Consider the following 25672-nt stretch of genomic DNA (forward strand, 5'->3'; position numbering starts at 1 on the left):
GAATGTGCAGCGGAGTTCGGAGGCGGTCCGTACGCTGTCGGTGTGTCGAGCACTGGGAGCAGCCCCACCGCCCGGGCGTTGCGGGCGCTGGAGATCCTGCGGGAGCGGCCGGGGACGACCTCGGAGCAGTTGGCGGAGCGGCTGGGGGTGACGGACCGGGCCGCCCGGCGGTACGTGGCGATCCTGCGGGAGGCCGGGGTGCCGGTGGAGTCGGAGCGGGGGCCGTACGGGGGCTACCGGCTGGGGCGGGGGGCGCGGCTGGCACCCGTCTCGTTCACGCAGGAGGAGGCGCTCGGGCTGGTGATGGCGGTGCTGGACGGCCGTCCGGCCGCCACCGACCCGGACGACCTGGTGGGGGCGGCGCTCGGCAAGGTGGTGCGGGCGCTGCCGGAGGCGATCGGACGGCAGGCCGCCGCGCTGCGGGCGCACGCCGCGGCCGCGCCCGACCCGTACCCGGCGCACCCGGACCCGGCGGTGGCCAGCACGCTGGTGGAGGCGATCGCGGCGCGGCGGCGGGTGCTGATCGGCTACCGCAGCGGTGGCGGCGGCGAGGAGTGGCGGGCGGAGGTGGACCCGTGGGCGGTGGTGGTGCGCCGGGCCCGCTGGTACCTGCTGTGCCACTCGCACCGGGCCGACGCCGTCCGCACCTACCGGATCGACCGGGTCCGGACCGCCGAGCAGTGCGGCACGCCGTTCACCATGCCGGAGGGCCTCGACCCGGTCGCCGTGCTGGAGGAGCACCTGGGCACCGGCTGGGCGTTCCGCACCCTGGTGCGCTTCGACGCCCCGTTCGAGCAGGTCGCCCCGTGGACCGGCCCGGCGATGGGGCGGCTGCGGCCGGACGGGGCGGGCTGCGTGCTGGAGGGCAGCACCCGCAACCCGGCGATGTACGCGGGGGAGTGGCTGGCGGCCGTCCCGTTCCCGTTCCAGGTCCTGGAGGGGCCCGAACTGCGGGCGGCGGTCGCCGCGCTGGCGGCCAGGTTCACCGAGGCGGCGGCAGCGGCCGGAGAGCCGGGCGCCCAGGGCTGAGCCGGGCCGCCGGGCTACGCTGCCGATCATGACGCAGGAGCAGTCGCAGGACGGGCCGGCCGACTGGGCCCGGGAACTGGCCGCGGGCCGGGGCTCGGCCGCGGAGCACTGGCGACACCTCCCGGGGTGGGACCGGGGGATCGAGATGCACCGGCTGCTGCCGCAGCTGTTCCGCCTGCTGGAGGAGGCCTCCCAGCCGGGCCGGACCAGTCTGCTGGAGGTCCTGGCGGACCGGGCGGACGACCTCCGGCGCACCCGCTCGGCGCACCGGGAGCGGGCACTGCAGCTGTACGCCGCCGAGTGGGAACGGATCGTCGGACTGCTCGACGACGAACGGGCCGAGACGAGGCGCCTGGCCGCCCGGCTGCTGGCGGCGGTGCGGCCCGGACGCCCGGAGGCGACCGCCGCGCTGAAGGACCGGGCGGGGGTCGAGTCGTCGCCGGAGACCCTGGCCCGACTCCTCACCGCCGTCGGCGCGCAGGGCCCGGGAGACGGGGCCGCCGCCTGGCTGCGATGCTGGCTCGACCACCCCGCACCCCCGGTGCGGCTCTCCGCCGCGCTGGCCCTGCTCGAACTGCCGGACGGGGACGGGGCGGGAGTCGACGGCCTCGGCGAACGGGCGGCGCGGCTGCTGGGCGAGCCCGGGGCGTGGCAGGCGCGGCCGTACCCGCTCGCCGGGCCGTTCGGCCGCGCGCTGCGCGACCGCCCCCGGGAGGCGGCTCGGTTCGTCACCGCGCTGGCCGGTCGGCCCGGGGGGACGGAACAGCGGGTCGCGGTCGGGGTGGCCATCGAACAGCTGCGGCGCCGACGCCGCCCCGCCGAGGCGCACTGGCGCACCGTGCTCGGCACCGGCAAGGGGGAGGGCTCCCACGAGGCCCGGCTCCTGCTGGCCCGCAGCGGCCGGGCGCTCGCCCCGTACGCCGACGAGCTGCTGGCCCTGGTCGAGGCGGAGCCGGGCGACACGTGGCTCCGGGAGGGCGCCCTGGTCGCGCTGGTCGCGCTGGGCGACCGGCGCGTACTGCCGTACTACCGGGACGAGTTCGGAGGGCAGCTGCTGCCCGTCGGCGCGCCGCCCCCGGACTGGGCGGCGGACCTGCTGCCTACCGTGCGCCGCGTCCTCGGCAGGGCGAAGCGGTTGCGCCGGTGGGAGGTCCGCGGTCTGGACGAGGCACTGAGGGTGGCCCGGAGCTGGGGCCCGGCCGCCGCACCCCTGGCCCAGAAACTGACCGCGCTGCTGGACGCCCCCTCGATCACCGCCCGGGCAGCCGCCGAGGCCCTGGGTGAGATCGGCTCGCAAGCCGCCCCGGCCGCCGGGGAGTTGGCCCGGCTCGCGACCGGCCGCCCCTGGCACGGGGCCCAGACCGCCGCCTGGGCGCACTGGCGGATCACCGGTGATCCGGGCTTGGCGCTGCGCACCGTCGGCGCGGCTGCCCGGGCCGGGCTCGGCCACCCGGTGTACCGCTACCTCGCCGCACTCGGGCCGCTGGCCCTCGACTTCGCCGAACCGGTCCGGGAACTCCTGGACGCACCGGGCGAGTTCAGCCGGGTCGGCGCGGCCGTAGCCTGGTGGCGCATCACCGGCGACCCGGCCCCCGCCCTCCCCGTCCTGCTGCGCCAACTCGCCGGACCGGCCGACGGCACGGCGGGCGAGCCGACCCTGCGGGCGGTCCGGCTGCTGGGCGAGATCGGCGCCCCCGCCGGGGTGGCCGCGCCACCGTTGCGCGCCCTGCTCGCTGCCGAACGGCGCCACGGCGCGACCATCGCCCTGGACGAGGAACTGTGCGCGGCGGCCCGGACGGCGCTGGAACGGCTGGGCTGAGGCGGGGCGAGGGGCAGCGGGGCCGGGAACGGGGCTCGGCGGTGCGGCGCGGCCGGGTCGTCGTCGCGGGCAGTGCCGGTTCCCGGTGGCGCCGCGCCGGGCCGGCGGCGGGCGGGGAGCCGGGCACGGCGGCCGGGCGGCGTCGGAGCGGCTCGGGGGACAAGAGGGGGCGCGGCTCCGGGAGTGCGCTTCGACGCCACCGTGGCCGCGGACGTCGGCACCGGCAGCCGCCCGGGGCCCCGGGCCCGGTCAGACCGCGGCGGGCTGGGCCGGTGCCGGGGTGCCGAGCAGGCGGACCACCTCGTTGACGGCCGCGCGGCCCGCGCGGTTGGCGCCGACGGTGGAGGCGGACGGGCCGTAGCCGAGCAGGTGGACGCGCGGGTCGTCGGAGACCCGGGTGCCGTCCATCCGGATGCCGCCGCCCGCGGTGCGCAGGCCGAGCGGGGCGAGGTGGGTGAGCTCGGCGCGGAAGCCGGTCGCCCAGACGATCGCGTCCACGGCCAACTCCTGGTCGCCCCAGGCGACTCCGTGCTCGGTGAGCCGGTCGAACATCGGGCGGCGGTGCAGCACGCCCAGCTCCTCGGCGCGGCGGTAGGCCACGCTCGGACCCAGGCCCGTCACCGAGACCACGCTGCGCACCGGCAGCCCGGCCCGGACCCGCTCGTCCACCTTGGCGACCACCTCGCGGCCGAACTCCTCGGTGAACGGCCCCTCGTGGAACACCGGCGGGGTGCGGGTCACCCACACCGTCTCGGCGACCGCGCCGAGCTCGGAGAGCACCTGGACGGCCGAGGCGCCGCCGCCGACCACGACGACGCGCTGCCCGGCGAACTCCGCGGGGCCGCGGTAGTCGGCGTAGTGCAGCTGCCGTCCGGCGAAGCGGCCCGGGTAGCGGGGGAGGAAGGGCCGCGTCCAGGTGCCGGTGGCGTTCAGCAGGGCGCGGGTGGCCCAGCGCCCTGCGTCGGTCTCCACCAGCAGCCGCCCGTCCGGCCCGCCGTCGGCCCGCCCGTCCGGGCGCTCGCGCACCGCGGTCACCCGCACCGGGCGCAGCACCGGCAGCGCGTGCCTCGCCTCGTACGCGGCGAAGTAGCCGGGGACGGCGACGCGGGCCTCGGTGGCCGGGTCGGTGGCGGGGAGCTCGAAGTCCGGCAGGTCGTGGAAGCCGTGCACGGTCGCCATGGTGAGCGAGGGGGAGCGGTGCGCCCAGGCGCCGCCCGGGGCGTCGTCCGCGTCCAGCACCACGAAGCCGGTGTGCGGGGCGAAGCCGCGGCGGCGCAGGTGGTAGGCGGCGGACAGGCCGGCCTGGCCCGCGCCGATCACCAGCGCGTCCACCTCGCGGACGGCGTCGGGCCCGGTACTTGCACGCTCAACAGTCACACCGGTGAAACACTGGGGCGCGGCCGGGTGTTCCCCGGCAGCAGGGCGAGGGTGGCGGCGGCCAGCCGCTCCGGGCCGCCCGGGCACAGGTCCAGGAACAGCCGCGGCTCGGTCAGCTCCAACTCGATCAACGCGGGCGACCCGTCCGGCAGCCGGACCAGGTCGACCCGGGCGTACAGCAGCTCGCCCGGCTCGGCCGACACCGCCAGCACCCGTTCGGCGAGCGCCAGTTGGTCGGCCTCCGGCTCGCGGGCGACGTCCGCGAAACCGCCGCCCAGCATCGGCCCGCGGCGCACCGCGTGGCTGAACTCCCCGCCCAGGTACAGCAGCGAGGTCTCGCCCTCGTCCTCCACCATCGCCAGGTACGGCTGCACCATCGCCGTCCGCCCGGCCCCGGTCAGCGCGGCGACCTGCGCCAGCGCCACGGCCCGGTCGGCGGTGCGGACGGTGTCCCGCGCGCCGGAGGAGACGGTCGGCTTCACCACCAGCTCCGGCCAGTCGACGGCCCCGACCGCGTCCGCCGCCTCCGTCGGACCGCCAGGGGCGACCCACAGCGTCGGCACGACCGGCAGCCCGGCCTCCGCCAGGCCGCGCAGGTACGTCTTGTCGGTGTTGTGCTCCAGCACCCGGGCCGGGTTGGCCAGCCGGGTCAGCGCGGAGACCCGGCGCGTCCAGGCCAGGAACTCCTCGCGGTACAGGATGTAGTCCCAGACGCTGCGCACCAGCACCAGGTCGTACCCGGCCCAGTCCACCGCCGGGTCGTTCCAGTACACCGCCTCCGCCTCCACCCCGAGCTGCGCGAACGCCGCCAGCACCGGCATCGCCTCCACGTCCTCCACTCCGCGGCAGGTGGCGTACGCGACCCGCGCGGGTCGGTGGACGGGCGGGCGCAGGGCGGTGCTCACGGGAGGGCTCCTGGGGTCGGGCGAAGTGGGGCGCAGCGAGCCTCCACCGCACCCCTGACCAGTGTCAATCGGTATTTCGTACCGGTCGGTCCGGCGGCTGCGGCTGCGGCTGCGGCCGCGGCCCCGACGCCCGGTGCCGCGCTCCCGCGCCGCTCGGTAGGGTCACCAACGCCCGGTGGACCGACCGCCGGTCCTGCCCGGGGGCGCGGTCAGGCCGGCCGCGCCGCTCCCGGAGGCCGGGAACGGGCCGTGGACGAGGGGAGGAGAGGGACGCCGATGAGCCTGCTGGACGAGCTGTGGGCCGAGGGTTGGATGCCGTACTGGGAGGGACTGTTCCACGCGGACGGGCGCGCCCGCGACGCCGACGTCGAGGGGCCCGGCCTGGAGGTCCTCCGGCTCGGCGAGCCGATCGACCTGGAGAGCATGCTGGACGAGGACCCGAACGGGCTGAGCGGGGCCGTCGTCCACGCGGAGGCGGGGCTCCCGGACGGCCGGGGCCGGCTGGTCGGCGGCGGCGGTTCGCACGGGTCCGAGGGCTTCGTGGCCTGCTTCGACACCGAGGGCGCGATGGTCTGGCTGCTGCACCTCGGCGAGTCCAACGAGTTCGTTCGGATCACCGTCGACTGGCCGACGGCGACCTGCACCAACAACCTGGACCGGTCGATCACCCTCGACCTGACCTCGCCCGACCACTCCTCCGACCGGCCGGCCCCGCCGACGACCGGTGACCCGGACCCCGCCCACCGGGCGCGCGGCCGGTCGCGCGGCGGCGCCGGCCGCCGGCAAGGGGCGACGACGGACGGGACGTGGATCGCCGAACTGTGGCGGGACGGCCGGACGCCGGTCCACTACGGACTGTTCCGCGCGGACGGCACCGCACGGAGAGCCGACTGCGACGGCCCGCAGCTCACCCGGTTCAGGCTGGGGGAGCCGCTCGGCCCGATCACCCTGGCAGCGGCGGCGGACCCCGCCTGGACCAGGTCCGCCGAGATCCTCGCCGAAGCGGCCTTGCCGGACGGCACCGGGCGCCTGGTCGCCGGCGGGGACACGGACGCATCGGACGGGTTCTTCGCCCGGACCGACGCCGCGGGCCGCCTGGTGTGGCTGGTGCACCTGCCGTGCACCGAACTCGTCGGGGTCACCGTCGAAGGGCCCCGGGCGGTCTTCGTCAACGACCGGGGCGGCGCGCTGACGATCGACCTCACCGCACCCGAATTCTCGGACGCTCCAGGGAATTGACGCGCCGTCGGCCCCGGCGGAATTGTCAGTGGCCCGCCGTAGGGTGGGAACAACGCTGGAGGGGGCGCCGGAAAAGGCGTCGGGAAAGGCGTGGGAAAAGGGGTCGAGAATGTCCGCGAACGCTTCCGCGAACCGCATCGCGCACAAGGTCAACCACGTCTCGCTGGTGGTCGACAAATCCGGCTCGATGCAGCGCCACGAGGCCCAGCTGATCCGGGTGGTGGACGAATTCGTCAAGGGCCTCCAGGAGGAGTCCGACCGCCTCGGCCACGAGACCAGGATCAGCCTCTACGCCTTCGACCACGAGGTGCACAACCTGGTGTGGGACATGGACGTCAAGCACCTGCCGTCCCTGAAGGGCCTCTACGCGGTCGACAACGGCGCGACCGCGCTGATCGAGGCGGCGGTGAAGTCCGTCGACGACCTGAAGCACATCTGGGAGGGGTACGGCGAGCACTCCTTCCTCCAGGTCGTCGTCACCGACGGCGAGGAGAACGCCTCCGGCTGCTCCGAGCACGGCCGGATGCACGCCCGGATGAAGCCGGCCGAGGGCAAGGCCGTCCTGCGCGGCTGGATGGACCGCATCCGCGGCGCCATGGCCGAGCTCCCCGAGCACTGGACGTCGGCGATCCTGGTCCCCAACTCGCTGGCCAAGCGCACCGCCCAGGAGTACGGCTTCCCCGCCGGCAACATCGCGATCTGGGACGCCGACTCCACCGGCGGCGTCGAGGAGGCCATCGACACCGTCAAGACCGCCGCCACCACCTTCCTGCGCGGCCGCGAGAAGGGCGTGCGCGGCACCAGGCAGCTGTTCACCGTGGGGCAGGGCCTCAGCGCCGACCAGGTCAGCGCCGGCCTCGACGCGCTGGCGGCGGACACCTACGCCCTCGTCCCGGTCGACCGGCAGGCGGCCCTGCGCGAGTTCGTCACCGGCGCCGGGCACGCGTACCGGACGGGCTGCTCCTTCTACGAGCTGTCCAAGCGGGAGAAGATCCAGGCCGCCAAGCAGCTCGCCGTCGCCGAGAAGGACCCGGTCACCGGGCAGCTCACCGGCCGGGTGTTCTCCGGCCCCGCGGCCCGCGAGCTGCTGGGCCTGCCCGCCGCGGAGACCAGCGTCAAGCCCGGCGACAACCCGGCGTACACCGTGTTCGTCCAGTCGACCTCGGTCAACCGGAAGCTGGTGCCCGGCACCCGGCTGCTCGTCATGCTGTAGGCCCCGAGGACGGGCGGCCCCGGAGCGGTGCGCTCCGGGGCCGCCCCGCCGCGGGTGTCAGCCGATCGGCTCGATCACGGCGGCCGTGCCGTACGCGCAGACCTCGGTGCCGACGTCCGCGGCCTCCGTGACGTCGAAGCGCATCATCAGCACCGCGTTGCCGCCCCGGGCCCTCGTCTGCTCGACCAGGCGCTCCATGGCCTGGTTCCGGGTCTCGACGAGCGTCTTCGTCAGTCCCTTGAGCTCGCCGCCCATCAGGGACTTCAGGCCCGCGCCGATCTGCGAACCGATGTGCCGCGACCGCACCGTCAGCCCGAACACCTCGCCGATCACCTTGACCACCCGGTGCCCCGGGACGTCGTTGGTGGTCACCACCAGCACACCGCCGGACGGGTCCTGCCCGCCACCGAAATCGTTCAGTTCACTCATGCCCCCAGCCTCCCGCCCCGGCCCGCCCGTCGGCCACCCCGGCGCGCCGGGGGAAGCCGTTCCGCGCCCGCGTGCCACCGGCCCCGGGCACCGGATCGGAAGAGCTGATGGACACCGGGCACCGGGTTTGTCAACCTTGTCGCATGGGCGAGCGAAACGATCATCCACACGGGCCGCACGCGGCGGAGGAATCCGGCGCGCAGGAGATCGAGGCCACGGTGGTACTGGGCCTGCGGATCACCGACTGGCCGGCCTTGCGGGCCGCCGCACGGGCCGCCGTCGAGGACCTGGACTTCGACGGCATCGACCCCGAGGGCCAGCGCGCCCAACTGCTGCGCGAAGTCGCCGAGGACCCCAACGCGGCCCTCGGCGCGCTCCTCCACCCCGACCGGCTGGTCGCCTCGCTGCCCGGCATCGAAGCGCTCGGCGGCACCCTGGAGATCAGCGTCACCGACGACTTCGCCCCCGACTTCGCCGAGCTCTTCCCGCTCGACGACGACGGCGACACCGGCGACTGGACGCTCACCCCCCGCACCGCCTGCCTGCTCCACACCCAGCTGATCGGCCTCTCCGACGCCGCCTACGAGGACCTCGACGACCACGGCGACGACCCCGTCACCGTCGCCGACGAGAGCGACTGGACGGTCTTCGGCCGCCTCCCGCAGCGCACCTGGAACCTCCACCGCGGCTGGCGCCGCGCCTTCGCCCGGGCCTTCGACGACCTCGCCGACGACCTCGCCACCGGCGAGTGGCCGCTGCCCCGCTGCCCCGCCGAGGACGTCGCCCTGCGGCTGGCCCTGGCCGACGCCCGCGCCCTGCTCGGCGCCCAGCCCGAATCCGTCGCCGACATGATGGGCGACCTCCCCGCCGACCTGTACGACTACGACTGGGACGGCTGCGCCGACGAACTGTTCGGCGTCTACGGCCCCGACGAGGAGGACGGCGACCTCGACGCCGGCCAGCGGATCGACCAACTCCTCGCCGCCGCCCACCCCGAGGGCTGGTTCCTCGGCTACGAGGACGCCGAGGAACGCGACCCCGGCCGGGGCTACCGCCGCTGAACTGGCATGCTGGGAGGGTGAGCTCACCCTTCGACCCGCCCGCCCCGCCGACCGCCGCCGACGCGCCCGCCCCCGCCGTGGGCGGGCACGCCGAGGACCGCGACACCCGCCCGCAGTACGTGCTGCCCCTGGTCGTCCGGCTGGAGCGGGCCGATCCGCCCGCCCGCACCGACGCCCTGGAGACCTCGGCCCGCGCCGTCCTCACCCTGCTCGCCGACCCCCGGGTCACCGAGCCGGACGGCGAGTGGGCCGAGCGGGTCGCCGCCTGGGAGGACGCCCGGATCCGCAAGGTCGTCCGGCGCGCCCGCGGCGCCGAGTGGCGCAGGGCCGCCGAACTGCCCGGCATCACCGTCACCGGCGGGGGCGGCGCCGAGGTGCGGGTCTTCCCGCCCGTCCCGCTGGACGGCTGGCCCAAGGAACTCGCCAGGCTCCAGGTCTCCGGCACCGACCTCGACGACCCCGAGCCGCCCGGCCCCGCCCCCGAGGGCGTCCCGGTGCTCTGGCTCAACCCGGCCCTGGAGATGAGCGCGGGCAAGACCATGGCCCAGACCGGTCACGCCGCCCAACTCGCCTGGTGGGAACTGGACGGGCCCCGACGCGAGAAGTGGGCCGCCGACGGCTTCCCGCTGGCCGTCCGCACCGCCCCCGCCACCGACTGGCCCGCCCTCACCGACGGCCGTCTCCCGGTCGTCCGCGACGCCGGCTTCACCGAGATCGCCCCCGGCAGCGCCACCGTCGCCGCCGACCACCCCGAGGTGCGCCCGCGGCGTCCGTGACGCGTCCCGGCAGCGGGAGGACCTCCGGGTGGGAAGGGGCGGCGACCGCGGGTCCGTCGACCAGGACCGCGGCGGGGGTCACGGCGTCCGGGCGGCCGGGGGAAGGGCCCGGGCCTCGAGGACCAGGGCGTGGCCGGGGCGGTTGGCCGTGTGCGGGGCGGCCAGGCCGACCCGGGCCAGGTAGCGGCCGGTCACGGTGAGGGGGGCGGCCCGCTTCGCCCAGGCGGGCCAGGTGTGTTCGGGGGCGGAGAGCTCGGGGCGCACGTGCAGGCTGTAGCGGGTTCCGGGCTCCAGGCCCGGGAGGCGTACGGGGGCGCCGTTCTCGGTGACGGAGGTGTCCAGCTGGACGTGGGCGAAGACGGCGTGGGAGCGGTCCCGGGAGACGACGCCGTGGACCCAGGCCGCCGGGTCGGGGTGGTCGGCGCGGACGACGTCGCCGCCGTGCAGCAGCGGCCGCAGCTGCTTGTAGGCGTCGACCCACGCGGTGAGCGCGCCCAGCTCGTCCGGCGACCAGGTCGACAGGTCCGCTTCGATGCCGGCGTGCCCGAACAGGGCGGTGGCGCAGCGGAAGGCGAGTTCGGTGCGGCGGTGGCTGATGTGGGCGGGGGAGGAGCCGACGTGGGAGCCGATCAGCTCGTGGGGCAGGAGCAGGCCGGTCCAGCGCTGGACGGACTGGCGCTCGACGGGGTCGATGTTGTCCGACCCCCAGATCCGGTCGGTGCGTTCGAGGATGCCGAGGTCGGCGCGGGCGCCGCCGGAGGAGCAGGACTCGATCTCCAGCCCGGGGTGGCGGCGGCGCAGTTCGTCCAGCAGCCGGTAGACCGCCGTGGTCTGCGCGTGCACGCCGGGCCGGCCGTCGTGGACGGCGTCGGCGAGGTCGCGGTTGTGGTCCCACTTGACGTAGTCGACGCCCACCTCCCCGACCAGGGTGCTGATCCGCTCCAGCAGGTAGGCGTGGGCGTCGGGGTGCGCGACGTCCAGGACGTGCTGGTGGCGCTGCTCGTAGGGGAGGCGGTCGGGGTCGGCGAGGAGCCAGTCGGGGTGGGCGCGGGCCAGGTCGGAGTCGGGGTTGACCATCTCGGGCTCGAACCACAGGCCGAACTGCATGCCGAGCGCGTGGACGTGGTCGGCGAACGGACGCAGCCCGTCCGGCCAGACCTTCTCGTCGACGTACCAGTCGCCGAGGCCCGCCCGGTCGTGGCGGCGGTGCCGGAACCAGCCGTCGTCCACGACGAACCGCTCCACGCCGACCTCGGCCGCGGTGCGCGCCGCGGCGCGCAACCGCTCGGGGTCGTGGTCGAAGTAGACCGCCTCCCAGATGTTCAGGGTGACGGGCCGGGCGGTGGCCGGGTGCTGCGGCCGGGCCCGGAGCATGCCGTGGAAGGCCCGGCTGATCCCGTCCAGGCCCGTGCCGGAGCTCGCGAAGCAGACCCACGGGGTCCGGTAGGACTCGCCCCGCGCCAGCCGGACCTCGCCCGGGTCCAGCAGCTCGCCGCCGCCGAGCACCGTCGTCCCGTCGGGCAGCCGCTCCGCGTACTGGACGTGGTTGCCGCTCCAGGCGGGGTGCACGCCCCAGACCTCGCCGTGCCGGAAGCCGAAGCCCTCGGTGCCGGCCAGCAGCAGCCCGGCGTCGAAGCCGGTGCGGCCGCGGCGGCTCTCCCGCGACCGGACGCCGTGCCGCAGCGGGGAGCGCTGCGGGGAGCGCTCCCGGGCCCACCGGCCGGCGAAGTCCAGCAGCTCCGCGGCGTGCGCCGGGAGGGGCAGCACGCACGCCAGCACCTCCAGGGTGTACGGGTCCGCGGCCGTGTTGGTCAGGGTGTGGCGCAGCCGCACCACGCCCTGCTCCGTCATCTCCAGCTCGGTGTCCAGCGCGAGCCCCGCGCCGGTGTCCCGGGCCCGGACCCGGACGGTGCCGCCGCGGCCGTCCGGGGCGTCCACGGCGACCGGCTCGGCGAGTTCCAGGCGCAGCGGGCGGACCCGGCCGTCGCGGTGCCCGGCCAGGACCGGTCGCCCGAACCAGCCCCCGCCCCGGCCCTGGGAGGGCAGCAGACTCCCGGCCTGGTGGTCCGGGGCGCGGCCGGTGGCGTCGAGCGCCTGCGCGGCGTCCTCGGGGCCCAGGCCGGGGTCGGCGCCCCAGTGCAGCACCCGGGGCACCCCGGGGCCGGCGGTGTCGAGCACCAGGGCCGCGTCACCGGCCGACAGCACGACGAGCTCGGTCTCGGTCACTTCGTCCTCGTTCCGGGGGTGGTCGGGTCCGGTGTCAGCAGGGCCGCCACGGCGGCGCCCTCCCGCAGGAGGACCGGGATGCGCTCCAGCGGGGCGTCGAGGTCGTGCGTCGTCCCGCCCTCCAACACCCGCCCGGTGGCCGGGTCGAGCCAGCGGGCGCCGGACGGCAGGTACACCCGGCGGGTCCGGACGCCCGCCCGGTACACCGGAGCGACCAGCACGTCCGGGCCGAGCAGGAACTGGTCGTCCACCGCCCAGGCGCGTTCGTCCGCGGGGAAGTCGAAGAACAGCGGGCGCATCGGCGGGGCGCCGGTGCGGTGGGCCTCCTCGGACAGCGCGTGCAGGTAGGGGCGCAGGCGCTCGCGCAGCAGCAGGTGGTCGCGGAGGATGCCGTACGCCTCCTCCCCGTACGACCAGACCTCGTTCGGTCCGCCGGTCATGTCCGCGGAGAAGGCCGGGTGGTGGGGCTGCCGGTCGCCGTGCAGCCGCATGACCGGGCAGAAGGTGCCGTACTGGAACCAGCGGACCAGCAGCTCGCGGTAGGCGGGGTCGTCGGGGTCGCCGCCGGAGAAGCCGCCGATGTCGGTGTTCCACCAGGGGATGCCGCTCATCGCGACGTTCAGGCCGGCCCGGATCTGCCGCCCGAGGGAGTCGAAGGTGGTCGGGATGTCGCCGGACCACAGCAGGGCGCCGTGGGCCTGGCTGCCCGCCCAGGCGGAGCGGACCAGCGACAGCGGGCGGTCCTCGCCCGCCGCGCGCAGGCCGTCGGCGACCGCGCGGGCGTGCAGCACCGGGTACAGGTTCGCGACCTCGGCGGCCGGTCCGGCCGCGTACACGGCGCGGGCGGCGAGGTCCGGCGGCAGGTCGGGCTCGCAGGCGTCCAGCCAGAAGCAGGCCACGCCGTGCGCCCGGTAGTTGCCGTCCAGCCGCTGCCACAGCGCGGCGCGTGCCGCGGGGTGGGTGGCGTCGTAGTACGCCATCGGGGCGAGCAGCGAGTCCTCGGCGTCCCGGGTCGGCCAGGGGAAGGTCAGCAGCCCGCCGGCCGCGTCCCGGACGAGCTGCCCGGACGAGCGCAACTCGTCGTAGCTGTCGCTGCCGGGCTCGACGGTCGGCCACACCGAGACCGCGAGCTTCACCCCGAGTTCCGCCAACTCCGCGACCATGGAAGCCGGTTCGGGCCACTCGTGCTCCTCGAAGCGCCAGTCGCCCATCCGCGGCCAGTGGAAGAAGTCGCAGACGACGACGGACAGCGGCAGCCCCCGCTCCCGGTACTCCCGCGCCACCGCCAGGAGTTCGTCCCGGGTGCGGTAGCGCAGCTTCGACTGCCAGAAGCCCGACGCCCACTCGGGCAGCAGCGGCGGCCGCCCGGTGGCCAGGGTGTAGGCGTCCAGGACCTGCGCCGGGGTGTCGCCCGCGGTGATCCAGTAGTCGATCCGCCCGCCCGCGTCGGCGGTCCACCGGGTCTGGTCGGCGCCCAGCTCGACCCGCCCGGTGGCGGGGTTGTTCCACAGCAGCCCGTAGCCGCGCGAGGAGTGCAGGAACGGGACGGCCGCGGCGGTGTTGGCCTGGACGAGGTCGACCACGCAGCCCTTCTGGTCCAGCCGGCCGTGCAGGTGCTGGCCGAGCCCGTGCAGCCGCTCGCCGTCGTACGCCGCGAAGTGCTGCTCGGTCCGGCCGCCCGCCGCGTGCAGGCGTGCGGCGGCGTGGTGGTGCGCCTCCGGGCTCCGCTCGGCGAGCAGTTCGCGGCCGGAGGCGGCGTGGCGGAACCGCAGCCGGCCGTCCGCCGCGGCCTCGACCTCGATCCGGCCGTTGACCAGGCGGGCCCGGCCGTCCTCCGTCACCGACAGGTCGGCGCGGGGGGCGGGCGCCGGGCTCCCCAGCGCGCCGGGGGCGGCCGGGTCGATCGTCCCGGCCGAGGCCCGGACCCGGACCGCGTCCGGGCCCCAGGGCTCGATGCGCAGGACCTCCTGGGCGCTGTGACGCTCCAGTCCGCCCGCGCGGATGCTGTAGGACAAGGTGTTCCCTGTTTCTCCGGGTTCGGGTGGACGGTCAGGCGGGGCAGGGCAGTTCGGCTGCGGCGGTGCCCGCCGGGTGGGTGTGCAGCGGCCCGTCCGGTCCGCCCAGGCGCACCGACCAGGGGGCGGTGGAGTCGGTGGTGACGGTGAGGCGGTCGCCGGTGCGGCGCAGGTGGAAGCGGGCGCTCTCGCCGGGGCCGTCGCTGCGCGGGACGACGACGGTGCGCTCGGCGCCGTCGGCGAAGGCGTGCACCAGCAGGGTGACGCCGTCGGCCCAGTCGGAGACCGGCCGGGTGTCGTCGGCGGCCAGCGGGATCACCGAGTCCGGACGGGCCAGCAGCGGCAGGGTGCGGAAGCCGTGCTGCTCGCGGACCCAGCGCGGGCCGGTGACCCGGTGCCCCGTCAGCAGGTTGGTCCAGGTGCCCTCGGGGACGTAGTAGTCGACCTCGCCGGAGTCGGTGAACACCGGCGCCACCAGCAGGTCGTCGCCGAGCAGGTACTGGCGGTCCAGCAGCGCGGCCGCCGGGTCGTCGGGGAACTCCAGGACCATGGCGCGCATCACCGGCGTGCCGTGCAGGTGGGCCTGCTGGGCGGCGCGCTGCAGGTAGGGGGCGAGGCGGTGCTTGAGCCGGGTGAAGGCCCGGGTGACCTCCACCGCCTCCTCGCCGTAGTCCCACGGCACCCGGTACGACTTGGAGCCGTGCAGGCGGCTGTGCGAGGAGAGCAGGCCGAACTGCACCCAGCGCTTGAACACGGTGGGGGTCGGGGTGCCCTCGAAGCCGCCGATGTCGTGGCTCCAGAACCCGAAGCCGGACAGGCCCAGCGACAGGCCGCCGCGCAGCGACTCGGCCATCGCGTTGAAGGTCGACTCGCAGTCGCCGCCCCAGTGCACCGGGAACTGCTGCCCGCCCGCCGTCGCCGACCGGGCGAACAGCAGCGCCTCGCCCTCGCCGCGCTCCTCGCGCAGCAGCTCGAACACGGCCCGGTTGTAGAGCTGGGTGTACTGGTTGTGCATCTTCTCCGGGTCGCCGCCGTCGTGCCACACCACGTCGGTGGGGATGCGCTCGCCGAAGTCGGTCTTGAAGCAGTCCACGCCCTGGCCGAGCAGGCGGCGCAGCCGCTCGGTGAACCAGGCGACGGCCGCCGGGTTGGTGAAGTCCACCAGCGCCATGCCGGGCTGCCACAGGTCCCACTGCCAGACGGTGCCGTCGGCGCGGCGCACCAGGTAGCCGTTGCGCACGCCCTCCTCGAACAGCTCGGAGCGCTGCGCGACGTACGGGTTGATCCACAGCGAGATCCGCAGGCCCTGCGCCTTGAGCCGGGCCAGCATGCCCTCCGGGTCGGGGAAGGTGTCCGGGTCCCAGACGAAGTCGCTCCAGTGGTAGCCGCGCATCCAGAAGCAGTCGAAGTGGAAGACGCTCAGCGGGATGCCGCGCTCGGCCATGCCGCCGACGAAGCGGTTGACGGTGGCCTCGTCGTAGTCGGTGGTGAAGGAGGTCGACAGCCACAGGCCCAGCGCCCAGGCGGGCGGCAGCGCGGGGCGGCCGAGCAGGCCGGTGTAGCGCTCCAGGACCTGCTTGGGGGTGGGTCCGTGGACGACGAAGTACTCCAGCGTCTGGTCCTCGACGCTGAACTGCACCTGCCCGACCGACTCGGAGCCGACCTCGTAGGACACCTTGCCGGGGTGGTTGACGAAGACGCCGTAGCCGCGGTTGGTCAGGTGGAACGGGACGTTCTTGTACGCCTGTTCGCTGGTGGTGCCGCCGTCGGCCTGCCAGATGTCCACCACCTGGCCGTTCTTGACGAACGGGGTGAAGCGCTCGCCCAGGCCGTACACCGACTCGCCGACGCCGAGCGCGAGTTGGCCGAGCATGAAGTGCCGGCCGGCGGCGTCGGTGACGAAGCCGGTGCCGCGCTCACCGACGCTGGTCAGCACCCGGCCGCCCGCGGTGAACTCCAGCTGCCACGGCCGGGAGGTGTCGACGCGCAGCGTGAGCTCGCCGGAGCTCAGTTCCAGCACGTCCCCGTCGCGGTGGACCTTCCCGCTGCCGGGAGCGGCGCCGGGCAGGGCGAACTCCGGTCCGCGGCGCACCGATCCGGCGTGGTGGGTGGCGCGCACCCCGATCACGCCCTCGGCCGGGGACCAGCACTCCACGGTGAGCAGCGGGCTGTTGAGCGTGTCGCCGCGGCCCTGCACGTGCTTGACCGGCGCGTACAGGGTGAGCCGGTGCTCCTCGGCCCGGACGTCGGCGATCTCGGTGGCGTAGCGGGCGGTCACGCCGGGGCGCATCAGCCAGTAGCCGTCGGTGAACTTCATCGGGCGGCTTCCTCCGTCCGCGCACGGTGCGCGGTGATCAGGCCCCGGTACCAGTGGTAGCTGTCCTTGGGCGTTCGGTTCAGGGTGTCGTAGTCGACGCGGACCAGGCCGAAGCGTTGGTCGTAGCCGCGGGCCCACTCGAAGTTGTCCAGCAGCGACCAGACGTAGGCACCGCGGACGTCCACGCCGAGGGCGACCGCGTCGGCGACGGCGGCGAGGTGGTCGCGCAGGTAGGCGATGCGCGCGGGGTCGTGGACGCTCCCGTCGGGGGCCACCTCGTCCGCGAAGGCGGCGCCGTTCTCGGTGATCCACACCGGCGGCAGCTGCGGGTGGCGGGCGTGCAGGTCGACCAGCAGCTCGGTGAGCGCGCCGGGGACGACCGGCCAGCCCATGGTGGTGTGCGGGGTGCCGTACGGGTCGAGTTCGGCGACGCCGACGTCCACGGCGGTGCGGTCCGCGGGGTCCGCGGCGCGGTGCGGGGCGGCGGCGACGGTGACCGGGCGGTAGAAGTTGACGCCGAGGAAGTCCAGCGGCGCGCCGATCACCGCCAGGTCGCCGGGCCGCCGCCAGGGGCCGTCGGCCAGGCCGCCCCAGGTCTCGGCCTCCTGCGCCGGGTAGCGCCCGGCGAGCAGCGGCTCGGTCCAGACCTCGTTGTGCAGGACCTCGGCCCGGCGCCGGGCCGCCTCGTCCTCGGGGCTCCCGGAGGCGGCGTGGATGCGGTCGAGGTTCAGCGCGATGCCGACCTCCCGGGCACCGGCGGCGCGCAGCTCCCGGACGGCCAGGCCGTGGCCCACCAGCAGGTGGTGCGCGGCGGCCAGCGCGCCGCGCCCCTCGCGGGCGCCCGGCGCGTGCCGGCCCTCGGCGTAGCCGACGAACGCGGAGCAGTACGGCTCGTTCAGGGTGATCCAGCGCTCCACCCGGTCGCCGTAGCGCCCGGCGGCGAGGGCCGCGTACGACGCGAACGCCTCGGCGGTCTCCCGGACCCGCCAGCCGCCCCGGTCCTCCAGGGCCTGCGGCAGGTCCCAGTGGTAGAGGGTGACGGCGGGGTCGATCCCGGCGGCGAGCAGGTCGTCGAGCAGGCGGTCGTAGAAGTCCAGGCCCGCGGGGTTGGCCGGGCCGGTGCCCCGGGGCAGCAGGCGGGGCCAGGAGAGCGACAGCCGGTAGGTGTCGACGCCGAGGCCCCGCAGCAGCGCGACGTCCTCGCGGTGGCGGTGGTAGTGGTCGCAGGCGGTGTCGCCGGTGGCGCCGCCGAGGGTGCGTCCGGGCGTGTGGCTGAAGGTGTCCCAGATGGAGGGGCCGCGGCCGTCCCGGTCGTGGGCGCCCTCGATCTGGTACGCGGCGGTGGCGGCGCCGAACCGGAAGCCGGGGGGCAGGTCCGGGAGGTCCGGCGCGCCGGTGCCACCGCTCGTCCGGTGGCCGGGCACGGTGCTCACAGCTCCGGCGCCAGCCCGCGCGCCTGCAGCCACGCCAGCTGGACCGGCGGGTTGGAGCCGCAGCCGCCGGCGTGGTCGGCGAACGGCCACACCGTCATGGTGCGGTCCTGCCCGGCGTACGCGTTGAAGGCGGCGTAGACGGTGCGCGGCGGGCAGACCGGGTCCATCAGTCCGACGCTGAACAGCGCCGGGGCGGTGGCCCGTCGGGCGAAGTGGACGCCGTCGAAGTACGCGAGGGTGGCGAAGGTCGGCTGCACGCGGTGGCGGCTGTGCCAGCGCAGGTACTTGACCAGCTCCTGGTACGGCCCGTCCAGCGACAGCTGCGCGCCCTGCTGGTAGTGGCACAGGAACGGCACGTCGGACAGGACCGCCGCGACCCGGTCGCCGAGCAGCCCGGCCGCCGCGAGGGCCAGCCCGCCGCCCTGGCTGGCGCCGCTCACCACGACCCGCTCGGGGTCGAGGCCGGGCAGGTGGGCGACGGCGTCCACGGCGCGCACGCAGTCGGTCATCAGCCGCCGGTAGTAGTGGTTCTCCGGGGAGTCGATGCCGCGGGTCATGAAACCCTCGGCCCACTGGGTGCCGTCGCCCTCGCCGCGGTCCGGGGTGTCGTGGCCCTGGCCGCGGCTGTCGACGACCAGCTGGGCGTAGCCCGCGGCCGACCAGAACAGGTGCTCGGTGGGCAGCCCGCGGCCGCCGCTGTAGCCCTGGTAGCCGACCACCACGGGCAGCGGGCCCCGCGCGCCGCGCGGGCGCAGCAGCCAGGCGGCCACCGGCTCGCCGTTCCAGCCGGGGAAGCGCACGTCCTCGACCTCGACGGTGCGCAGCCCGTGCTGCGGGGTGACGCGCTCGGCCCGGACCTCGCCGCCGTGGGCGCGGGCGGCGTCGAGGGTGCGCTGCCAGAACGCGTCGAAGTCCTGCGGCGCGGGCGACTCGGGCCGGTAGGCGGCGAGTTCGTCGAGCCCGAAATCGGCGGGTGGCACGGGGGCTTCCTCCGGGTGCTGCGAGGACGGGGTGAGGTGGTGGGGCGTGAGCAGCGACATGCGGGCCGCCTCCGGGCGGCGGGTGACGGGGTAGGAGCGGATGCGGGCGGAGGGTCGCGCCCCGCACGGAGCGGGCGTCCCGCGCGGGCCGGGCGCCCGCGCGGGGCGGGTGCTCCGCGCGGGCGGGCCGGGTGGCCTCAGTCGGCCCGGCCGAAGCGCAGGTCGCCGAGGCGGAACGCGCCGTGCAGGTGCAGCACCAGGTCGTGGACGCCGTCCGGGGTGCCGGTGAGCGGGACGGTGACGGTGGTCCAGGCGTAGTGGTCGCCGGTGGCCGGGACCTCGATCTCGGCGAGCACCCGGCCGTCGGCCTCGACGACCAGGCGGGCGGTGCCGTCGGCGTCCCGGCGGGCCAGGTCGGCCTCGATCCGGGCGGCGCCGGTGAGGTCGAGGGCGCGGTAGCGCAGGGTGGCGCCGGCCGCCGGGTCGGCGGGGGTGACCGCGTCGCCGTCGGCCCGGCTCGCGTCGACCAGGGTGATGCCGGTGTGCTCGTCGAAGTCGACCGCGGCGAGCGGCCGTTCGACGGCGGTGCGGGGCGCGGGGGCGGGGCCGGTCACGGTCAGCCGGGCGGTGTGCAGGAGGTGCTCGGCGGAGCGGGCCGCGATCACCTGGTAGTCGCCGGGGTCGACGGTGAACGCGCCGGTGGCCACGTCCCAGTGGGCGAGCGCGGCGGCGGGCAGCTCGAAGACGACCTCCCGGCTCTCGCCGGGCGCCAGGTGGAGCTTGCGGAAGTCGGCGAGCCGCAGCCGCGGCGCCTGGTAGCGGGCGTCCAGGGCGCGGACGTACAGCTGCACGACCTCGGTGCCGGGACGGGGGCCGGTGTTGGTGACGGTCAGGGCCGCGCGGAGGGTGCCGTCCTGGCCGACGGTGTCGGTGTCCAGCTCCAGCTCGCCGTGGGCGAAGGCGGTGTAGGACAGGCCGTGGCCGAAGGGGTAGAGCGCGGGGCTGCGGTGGTACTGGTACGTCCAGCCGGCCTGGATGACGTCGTAGTCCAGCGGGTGCGGCAGCTCGTCGTCGCCGCGGTACCAGGTCTGCGGGAGGCGTCCGGCCGGGTCGCTGTCGCCGCACAGGACGGCGGCGAGGGCGTGGCCGGTCTCCTGGCCGGCGTGCGAGGTCCACACGACGGCGGGCAGGTGCTGCTGGGCCCAGTCGACGGCGTAGGGGTAGCTGCTCATCAGGACGAGCGCGGTGTCCGGGCGGACGGCGGCGACCGCCCGGAGCAGCTCCTCCTGGGCGGGCGGCAGCGCGGTGTGCCTGCGGTCCTGGGTCTCGCGGGCGTGGATGAGGGGGTGGCTGCCGAGGACGACGACGGCCAGGTCGGCGTCGGCGGCCGCGGCGAGCGCCTCGGCCCGGCCGTCGCGCAGCAGTTCGCGGTGCCAGTGCTCGGCGTCCTCGGGGCGCTCGGCGGTCATCCGCACCCGGCCGTCGGCGTCGAGGGCGGCGTACCGGCCGGTGTGGACGGCGCGCAGCAGCACGGTGCCGTCGGCGGCCTCCTCCAGCCGGAAGGTCTCGTTGACGAACCAGCTCTTGATCACCGCGGCGTCGGCGGCCAGGGTGTCGTCGCTCTTCAGCGACAGGAAGAGGCGGCTGTCGGCGGCGCGCAGGGTGAGCACGCCCTCGCCCCAGTCGGCGAGGTCGAAGGCGGTGCCGGCCAGCGCCTCGCCGGTGGTGGCGGAGTTCAGGCGGATCCGGTCCAGGCCCTCGGCGACGGTCACCCCGCCGCCGAGCGGGGCCAGCCGCTCGCGCAGGCCGTCGGCGGCGGTGACCCGGTAGGGCATGGTGCCGGAGTACCAGTCCTCGTAGAGGCTGTCGGCGAGCGGGCCGATCACCGCGACCCGGGGCGCACCGGCCAGCGGCAGCATCCCGTCGTTCTTGAGCAGGACGACGCAGGCGGTGGCGGCCTCGCGGGCCAGGGCGCGGTGCTCGGGGCTGTCGACCACCTCGGCGCCGATCTGCGCGTACGGGTCCAGCTCGGGGTCGAACTCGCCGAGGCGGAAGCGCAGTTCGAGCTGGCGGCGGACGGCGAGGTCGACGTCGGCCTGGTCGATCAGGCCGCGCTCCAGGGCGGTGCGCAGGCGGCCGATGACGGTCTCGCTGTCCGCGTCGTGGTCGGTGAAGGAGTCGATGCCGGCCCTGAGGGCGGCGGCGTGCGACTCGGCGTGGTCGTCGAAGTAGTGCTCGGGGTCGACCAGGTTGGACGGGGCCTCGGCGTCGGAGACCACGAACAGCTCGTGGCCGGTCGGCTCGGCCCAGCGGCGCAGCTCGGTCCGCAGCAGCGGGGAGACGTGGCAGGGGCGGCCGTTGACCAGGTTGTAGGCGGCCATCACGCCGGTGGCGGCGCCGGAGGCGACGACGGGCCGGAAGGCGGCGAGGTCGTACTCGTGCAGGACGCGGGGGCGCACGCCGGAGGAGGTGGTGCAGCGGTCGTCCTCGTTGTTGTAGGCGAGGAAGTGCTTGAGCACCGGGGCGGCCCGCAGGTAGGTGGGGTGGTCGCCGGCCAGGCCGCGGCAGAAGGCCTCGCCGATCCGGGCGGTGTGCACCGGGTCCTCGGAGTAGCCCTCCTCGTTGCGGCCCCAGCGCGGGTCGCGCAGCAGGTTCAGCACCGGGGCCCACGCCTGCAGGGAGATGGGGCCGCGCTCGGGGGCGACGGGGGCGGAGCGGTGGTGGTGGAAGGCCCGCAGCTCGGTGGAGACGGCTTCGGCGACCCGGCGGACCAGCGACTCGTCCCAGCTCGCGCCGAGGCCGACGGCCTGCGGGAAGGAGGTGGCCTCGCCCAGCCAGGACACGCCGTGCAGGGCCTCGCTGCCGGTACGGAACGCCGCGACTCCCAGGCGGGGGACGGCCGGTGCGTACTGGTGGAGCATCGCGAGGCGCTCGTCGGGGGAGAGCCGTTCCAGCAGGTCGTCGACGCGCTTGTCCAGCGGTAGCGCAGGATCGCGGAACGGGAACGGGCCGGTGGTGGGCATGGCGGTGGAACTCACGTGGGTGGACCCCTCGGGCAGATCGGAGCGGGTGCGTTCGTCGAAGCCCATCGACGCTGACACGGCGCGCTTCGACGTGTCAACAGCCTTGGTGCGCCTGGAATTTATATTTGTCCAGGCTCTTGCCGAACTGGCAACCCGTCGTTAGTGTCGCCGAAACATTCAAGCGATTCGACATTTGCTGGAGAAGGGCCGCCCCATGAGACAAGGGTTGAACCGCAGAAGCTTCCTCAGCTCCGCCGCCACCGTCGCAGGTGCCGCCGCCGTGGCGCCCCTGCTGTCCGCCTGCGGGGGCGGCGGTGGCAAGCACAAGTCCGGCGCCAACACCGAGCAGGGCATGAAGGCCGCCCTGCCCGCGTACGTGCCGAACACCGCGGTCCCCGCGGACATCCCCGGCGTGTCGGGGGGCAGCAACGGCGCGGTGACCGACCCCGGGTTCCTCAGCTACCCGGCGAACCCGGTCGCCACCGTCCAGGGCGTCCCCGGCAAGGGCGGCAGCTACACGGCCGTCACCCCGCTGTGGGGCACCGTCCCGCCGGCCGGCAACTCCTTCTACCAGGCCATGAACAAGGCGCTCGGCGTCTCCTTCGAGATGAAGCCCGCCGACGGCAACAACTACAACACCATCATCCCGACCATGACGGCCGCCAAGAAGCTGCCCGACTGGATCAACCTGCCGGCCTGGTGGAACTCCAACTTCAACACCGGCGGCCTGGCCGACTCCCAGCTCGCCGACCTCACCCCGTACCTGGCCGGCGACAAGATCAAGCAGTACCCGAACCTGGCCGCCATCCCCACCGGCGCCTGGCAGACGGGCGTGTGGGGCGACAAGCTCTACGGCATCCCGTGCTTCTCCACCGCCATGCCGCTCCCGGGCGCGGTCTTCTACCGCCGCGACCTGCTGGAGGCCAAGGGCATCACCGCCGACCAGGTCAAGTCCGCGGACGACATGATGAACCTCGGCAAGGAGCTCACCGACGCCAAGGGCGGCGTGTGGGCCTTCGACGACGTCTGGACCTACCTGTCGATCGCCTGGGGCATCCCCGCCAAGTGGACCCTCAAGGACGGCAAGCTGGTCCACAAGTACGAGCTGCCGGAGTTCCTGGAGGCGCTGGACTGGCACTACAAGCTGGCCAGCGCCGGCTACCTGCACCCCGACGCGATCGCCGGCAACAACTCCGACGCCGGAACCCGCTTCTACGCCGGCAAGACCCTGATCGGCGGCGGCGGCCTCGGCGCCTGGAACCTCGCCGACCACCAGTCCGGCATCGCCGCCGACCCGAACTACCGGCGCGGCGCGTTCAACATCATGACCGCCTCCGGCACCGGCAACCCGCAGATCTTCATGGGCTCCTCGTCCAGCATGCTGAGCTACCTCAACGCGAAGCTGAAGCCGGAGCAGATCGAGGAACTGCTCGCCGTCGCCAACTACCTGGCCGCGCCGTACGGTTCGGCCGAGTACACGCTGATCAACTTCGGCGTCGAGGGGGTCCACTACAACCGGGTGAACGGCGTGCCCACCGCGACCGACGAGGGCAAGAAGGACGTCCAGGCCACCACCTTCCCGTTCCTCGCCGCCCCGCCCTCGGTGATCTCCAACCCCGGCGGCGACCAGGTCACCAAGGACTACACCGCCTGGCAGGCCGCCAACGTCAAGACCCTCTACAAGCCGCTGTTCTGGAACATGAACCTCAGCATGCCGCAGCAGATCGCCAGCGCCGACAGCGGACAGGCCGTCGAGGACACCATCAAGGACTGCTACCACGGCAAGAAGAAGGTCTCCGACGTCCAGGCCGCCATCTCCACCTGGAAGTCCAACGGCGGTGACCGACTCAAGCAGTGGATGACCGACAACGTCCTGAGCAAGTACGGAACCGGGCAGTGAGCGCCGCGCGGTCGGAGCGGGGCGGAACCGGCAAGTCGCTGACCTGGCGGACGAGGCTGCGGCGCGACAAGTCGCTGCTGCTGATGACCGTGCCCGCGGTGGTCCTCCTGCTGGTCTTCAACTACGCGCCGCTGTTCGGCCTGGTCACCGCGTTCCAGTACTACGATCCGCTGGACGGCGTGCGCAACAGCGAATGGGCCGGTCTGGCGCAGTTCCAGCAGCTGTTCAACGACCCGCTGTTCTGGGGGGCGCTGAAGAACACCCTGTGGCTCAGCCTCGTCCAGCTGGTGCTGTTCTTCCCCGTTCCGATCGCGCTGGCCCTGCTGCTCAACACGGTGCTCAGCGAGCGGCTGCGGAACTTCATCCAGTCCGTGGTCTACCTGCCGCACTTCTTCTCCTGGGTGCTGGCGATCACCATCTTCCAGCAGATGCTCGGCGGCGCCGGGGTCCTCAACCACTTCCTGCGCCAGCACGACATGCAGCCCTGGGACATCACGACCAACCCGCACACCTTCGCGCTGCTGATCACCTCCCAGGCGGTGTGGAAGGAGGCCGGCTGGGGGATCATCGTCTTCCTCGCCGCCCTCGCCGCGATCAACACCGACCTGTACGAGGCCGCCGCGGCCGACGGCGCCGGACGCTGGCGCCGGATGTGGCACATCACCCTGCCCGGCCTGCGCGGCGTGATCGTGCTGATGCTGGTGCTGCGCCTCGGCAACGCGCTGTCGGTCGGCTTCGAGCAGTTCCTGATCCAACGCGAGGCGGTCGGCCACGAGACCGCCGACGTGCTGGACACCTTCTCCTTCTACTACGGCATCGCCAACGGCAACTACAGCTTCGGCGCGGCGGCCGGCCTCTTCAAGAGCGTCATCTCGCTGCTGCTGATCTGGGGCGCCAACAAACTGGCGCACGTCTTCGGCGAGGACGGGTTGTACCGGAAATGACGAACGCTCACCCCACGCTCCGCACCGGCGCCGTCCCCGCCCGGTCGGTCCGCACCGGCCGCCGCTCCCGGGCCCGGGCCGGACGGGCCCCCTGGGAGGAACCGCCCACGGTCGTCGGCCAGGCCGCCAAGGGCATCACCCTGACCGGCGTCCTCGCGGTGGTCATCGTCCCGCTCTGGATCATCACGCTGACCAGCTTCTCCACCCCCGGCGCCGTCAACCGGGCCGGCGGACTGGTGATCTGGCCCGACGGCCTCAGCACCGAGGCGTACCGGCAGATGCTCGGCGACGGCACGGTGCGCACCGCGCTGATGGTCAGCCTGGGCATCACGCTCGTCGGCACGCTGGTGTCGATGGTGGTCTCGGTGCTCTGCGCGTACGGTCTCTCCCGCTCGCGCTCGCTCGGGCACCGCACGATCCTCAGCCTGCTGATCGTCACGATGTTCGTCAGCGGCGGCCTGATCCCCAGCTTCCTGGTGGTCACCGGCCTCGGCGGCTACGGCCAGTGGTGGTCGCTGATCCTGCCCAGCGCGGTGTCGGTGTTCAACATCCTGGTGCTGCGCTCGTTCTACTCCACCACCTCCAGCGACCTGATCGACGCCGCCCGGATCGACGGCGCGGGCGACTGGCGGATCCTGTGGTCCGTCGTGCTGCCCACCTCACGGGCCGTCACCGCGGTGATCGCCCTCTTCTACGCCGTCGGCTACTGGAACTCGTTCTTCAACGTGATGCTCTACCTGCCCACCGACGCCCAGAAGTGGCCGCTGCAGTATGTTCTGCTCACGTACGTCAACCGCGGCAACGGCCTGCCCGGGTCCGTGAACTCCGGCTTCGGCAGCACGCACGCGCAGACCGCGCCGCTGTCCCTGCAGATGGCCGTCGTGGTCCTCACCCTGGTGCCGCTGCTGCTGGTCTACCCGTTCATGCAGAAGCACTTCCGTGCCGGTGTGCTCACCGGCGCGATCAAGGGCTGAGCCGAAACACAC

At 74.6% G+C, this 25672-nt stretch carries 18 protein-coding genes; 9 read left to right on the forward strand and 9 right to left on the reverse strand.

The genetic code is table 11. The annotated features are described in order from the left end of the window. Window positions 1-42 precede the first annotated feature (42 nt). Both QSK52_RS01220 and QSK52_RS01225 read left to right on the forward strand, forming a co-directional pair. Entirely contained in the window at window positions 43-1029 is a 987-nt protein-coding gene (locus QSK52_RS01220) for a helix-turn-helix transcriptional regulator (RefSeq protein ID WP_285732475.1), read from the forward strand. 28 nt (window positions 1030-1057) lie between these two features. Then, window positions 1058-2848: a hypothetical protein gene (locus QSK52_RS01225; RefSeq protein ID WP_285732477.1), complete on the forward strand. Its 1791-nt coding sequence runs from the start codon at window positions 1058-1060 to the stop codon at window positions 2846-2848. Window positions 2849-3097: 249 nt separating this feature from the next. On the opposite strand, the gene QSK52_RS01230 is transcribed toward QSK52_RS01225, so the two are convergent. Beyond that, window positions 3098-4225 (reverse strand): NAD(P)-binding domain-containing protein, encoded by a 1128-nt coding sequence (locus QSK52_RS01230; RefSeq protein WP_285732479.1) that lies wholly within the window; start codon window positions 4223-4225, stop codon window positions 3098-3100. After that, a complete protein-coding gene (locus tag QSK52_RS01235; protein WP_285732481.1) occupies window positions 4222-5130 on the reverse strand; it encodes an ATP-grasp domain-containing protein in 909 nt (302 codons plus the stop codon). The genes QSK52_RS01230 and QSK52_RS01235 overlap by 4 nt, the downstream gene beginning before the upstream one ends. A gap of 276 nt (window positions 5131-5406) precedes the next feature. Here QSK52_RS01235 and QSK52_RS01240 point away from each other — a divergent pair, with 276 nt between their 5' ends. Both QSK52_RS01240 and QSK52_RS01245 read left to right on the forward strand, forming a co-directional pair. After that, window positions 5407-6369 (forward strand): hypothetical protein, encoded by a 963-nt coding sequence (locus tag QSK52_RS01240; protein WP_285732483.1) that lies wholly within the window; start codon window positions 5407-5409, stop codon window positions 6367-6369. 109 nt (window positions 6370-6478) lie between these two features. After that, entirely contained in the window at window positions 6479-7582 is a 1104-nt protein-coding gene (locus QSK52_RS01245; RefSeq protein WP_285732485.1) for a vWA domain-containing protein, read from the forward strand. Between the two features lie 57 nt (window positions 7583-7639). On the opposite strand, the gene QSK52_RS01250 is transcribed toward QSK52_RS01245, so the two are convergent. Further along, a complete protein-coding gene (locus tag QSK52_RS01250; protein WP_285732487.1) occupies window positions 7640-8011 on the reverse strand; it encodes a YbjQ family protein in 372 nt (123 codons plus the stop codon). A 143-nt stretch (window positions 8012-8154) separates the two neighbouring features. On the opposite strand from QSK52_RS01250, the gene QSK52_RS01255 reads away from it, so the two are divergent. Next, window positions 8155-9072 carry a hypothetical protein gene (locus tag QSK52_RS01255; protein ID WP_285732488.1) on the forward strand — a complete coding sequence of 306 codons (918 nt, stop codon included), beginning with the start codon at window positions 8155-8157 and terminating at the stop codon, window positions 9070-9072. A 17-nt stretch (window positions 9073-9089) separates the two neighbouring features. Continuing rightward, window positions 9090-9848 carry a peptidyl-tRNA hydrolase gene (locus QSK52_RS01260; RefSeq protein WP_435053139.1) on the forward strand — a complete coding sequence of 253 codons (759 nt, stop codon included), beginning with the start codon at window positions 9090-9092 and terminating at the stop codon, window positions 9846-9848. A gap of 78 nt (window positions 9849-9926) precedes the next feature. Here QSK52_RS01260 and QSK52_RS01265 read toward each other — a convergent pair whose 3' ends face one another. From QSK52_RS01265 to QSK52_RS01290, 6 genes are all read right to left on the reverse strand, one after another. Further along, window positions 9927-12074, reverse strand: a complete 2148-nt coding sequence (locus QSK52_RS01265; protein WP_285732490.1) for an alpha-galactosidase — start codon at window positions 12072-12074, stop codon at window positions 9927-9929. After that, complete coding sequence (locus QSK52_RS01270; protein WP_285732492.1) at window positions 12071-14089, reverse strand: glycoside hydrolase family 31 protein; 2019 nt, start codon at window positions 14087-14089, stop codon at window positions 12071-12073. The genes QSK52_RS01265 and QSK52_RS01270 overlap by 4 nt, the downstream gene beginning before the upstream one ends. A 34-nt stretch (window positions 14090-14123) precedes the next feature. Next, entirely contained in the window at window positions 14124-16406 is a 2283-nt protein-coding gene (gene yicI, locus QSK52_RS01275) for an alpha-xylosidase (protein WP_285732494.1), read from the reverse strand. Further along, a complete protein-coding gene (locus QSK52_RS01280; protein ID WP_285733396.1) occupies window positions 16403-17830 on the reverse strand; it encodes a GH1 family beta-glucosidase in 1428 nt (475 codons plus the stop codon). The genes yicI and QSK52_RS01280 overlap by 4 nt, the downstream gene beginning before the upstream one ends. A gap of 5 nt (window positions 17831-17835) precedes the next feature. Then, window positions 17836-18879, reverse strand: a complete 1044-nt coding sequence (locus tag QSK52_RS01285; RefSeq protein ID WP_285732496.1) for an acetylxylan esterase — start codon at window positions 18877-18879, stop codon at window positions 17836-17838. 137 nt (window positions 18880-19016) lie between these two features. Continuing rightward, window positions 19017-21842 carry a glycoside hydrolase family 3 protein gene (locus QSK52_RS01290; protein ID WP_285733398.1) on the reverse strand — a complete coding sequence of 942 codons (2826 nt, stop codon included), beginning with the start codon at window positions 21840-21842 and terminating at the stop codon, window positions 19017-19019. Between the two features lie 226 nt (window positions 21843-22068). Here QSK52_RS01290 and QSK52_RS01295 point away from each other — a divergent pair, with 226 nt between their 5' ends. The 3 genes from QSK52_RS01295 to QSK52_RS01305 are packed head-to-tail and all read left to right on the forward strand — an operon-like array spanning window position 22069 to window position 25660. After that, window positions 22069-23742: a Tat pathway signal sequence domain protein gene (locus QSK52_RS01295; protein WP_285732498.1), complete on the forward strand. Its 1674-nt coding sequence runs from the start codon at window positions 22069-22071 to the stop codon at window positions 23740-23742. Continuing rightward, the gene (locus QSK52_RS01300) at window positions 23739-24686 is read left to right on the forward strand and encodes an ABC transporter permease (protein WP_285732501.1); all 948 of its coding nucleotides are present in this window, start codon (window positions 23739-23741) and stop codon (window positions 24684-24686) included. Before QSK52_RS01295 ends, QSK52_RS01300 begins: the two co-directional genes overlap by 4 nt. Continuing rightward, window positions 24683-25660 (forward strand): carbohydrate ABC transporter permease, encoded by a 978-nt coding sequence (locus QSK52_RS01305; RefSeq protein WP_285732503.1) that lies wholly within the window; start codon window positions 24683-24685, stop codon window positions 25658-25660. The genes QSK52_RS01300 and QSK52_RS01305 overlap by 4 nt, the downstream gene beginning before the upstream one ends. The last annotated feature ends 12 nt before the right edge of the window (window positions 25661-25672 follow it).

Origin of the sequence: Kitasatospora phosalacinea, assembly GCF_030268885.1 — a bacterium.
GTDB lineage: Bacteria > Actinomycetota > Actinomycetes > Streptomycetales > Streptomycetaceae > Kitasatospora > Kitasatospora phosalacinea_C.

What these genes read in the sequence shown, in the direction of transcription:
- QSK52_RS01240 (WP_285732483.1), top strand. Translation starts at nt 5,407, where the DNA reads ATGAGCCTGCTGGACGAGCTGTGGGCCGAGGGTTGGATGCCGTACTGG.
- QSK52_RS01225 (WP_285732477.1), top strand. Translation starts at nt 1,058, where the DNA reads ATGACGCAGGAGCAGTCGCAGGACGGGCCGGCCGACTGGGCCCGGGAA.
- QSK52_RS01290 (WP_285733398.1), bottom strand. Translation starts at nt 21,842, where the DNA reads ATGCCCACCACCGGCCCGTTCCCGTTCCGCGATCCTGCGCTACCGCTG.
- QSK52_RS01245 (WP_285732485.1), top strand. Translation starts at nt 6,479, where the DNA reads ATGTCCGCGAACGCTTCCGCGAACCGCATCGCGCACAAGGTCAACCAC.
- QSK52_RS01255 (WP_285732488.1), top strand. Translation starts at nt 8,155, where the DNA reads ATGGGCGAGCGAAACGATCATCCACACGGGCCGCACGCGGCGGAGGAA.
- QSK52_RS01305 (WP_285732503.1), top strand. Translation starts at nt 24,683, where the DNA reads ATGACGAACGCTCACCCCACGCTCCGCACCGGCGCCGTCCCCGCCCGG.
- QSK52_RS01285 (WP_285732496.1), bottom strand. Translation starts at nt 18,879, where the DNA reads ATGTCGCTGCTCACGCCCCACCACCTCACCCCGTCCTCGCAGCACCCG.
- QSK52_RS01250 (WP_285732487.1), bottom strand. Translation starts at nt 8,011, where the DNA reads ATGAGTGAACTGAACGATTTCGGTGGCGGGCAGGACCCGTCCGGCGGT.
- yicI (WP_285732494.1), bottom strand. Translation starts at nt 16,406, where the DNA reads ATGAAGTTCACCGACGGCTACTGGCTGATGCGCCCCGGCGTGACCGCC.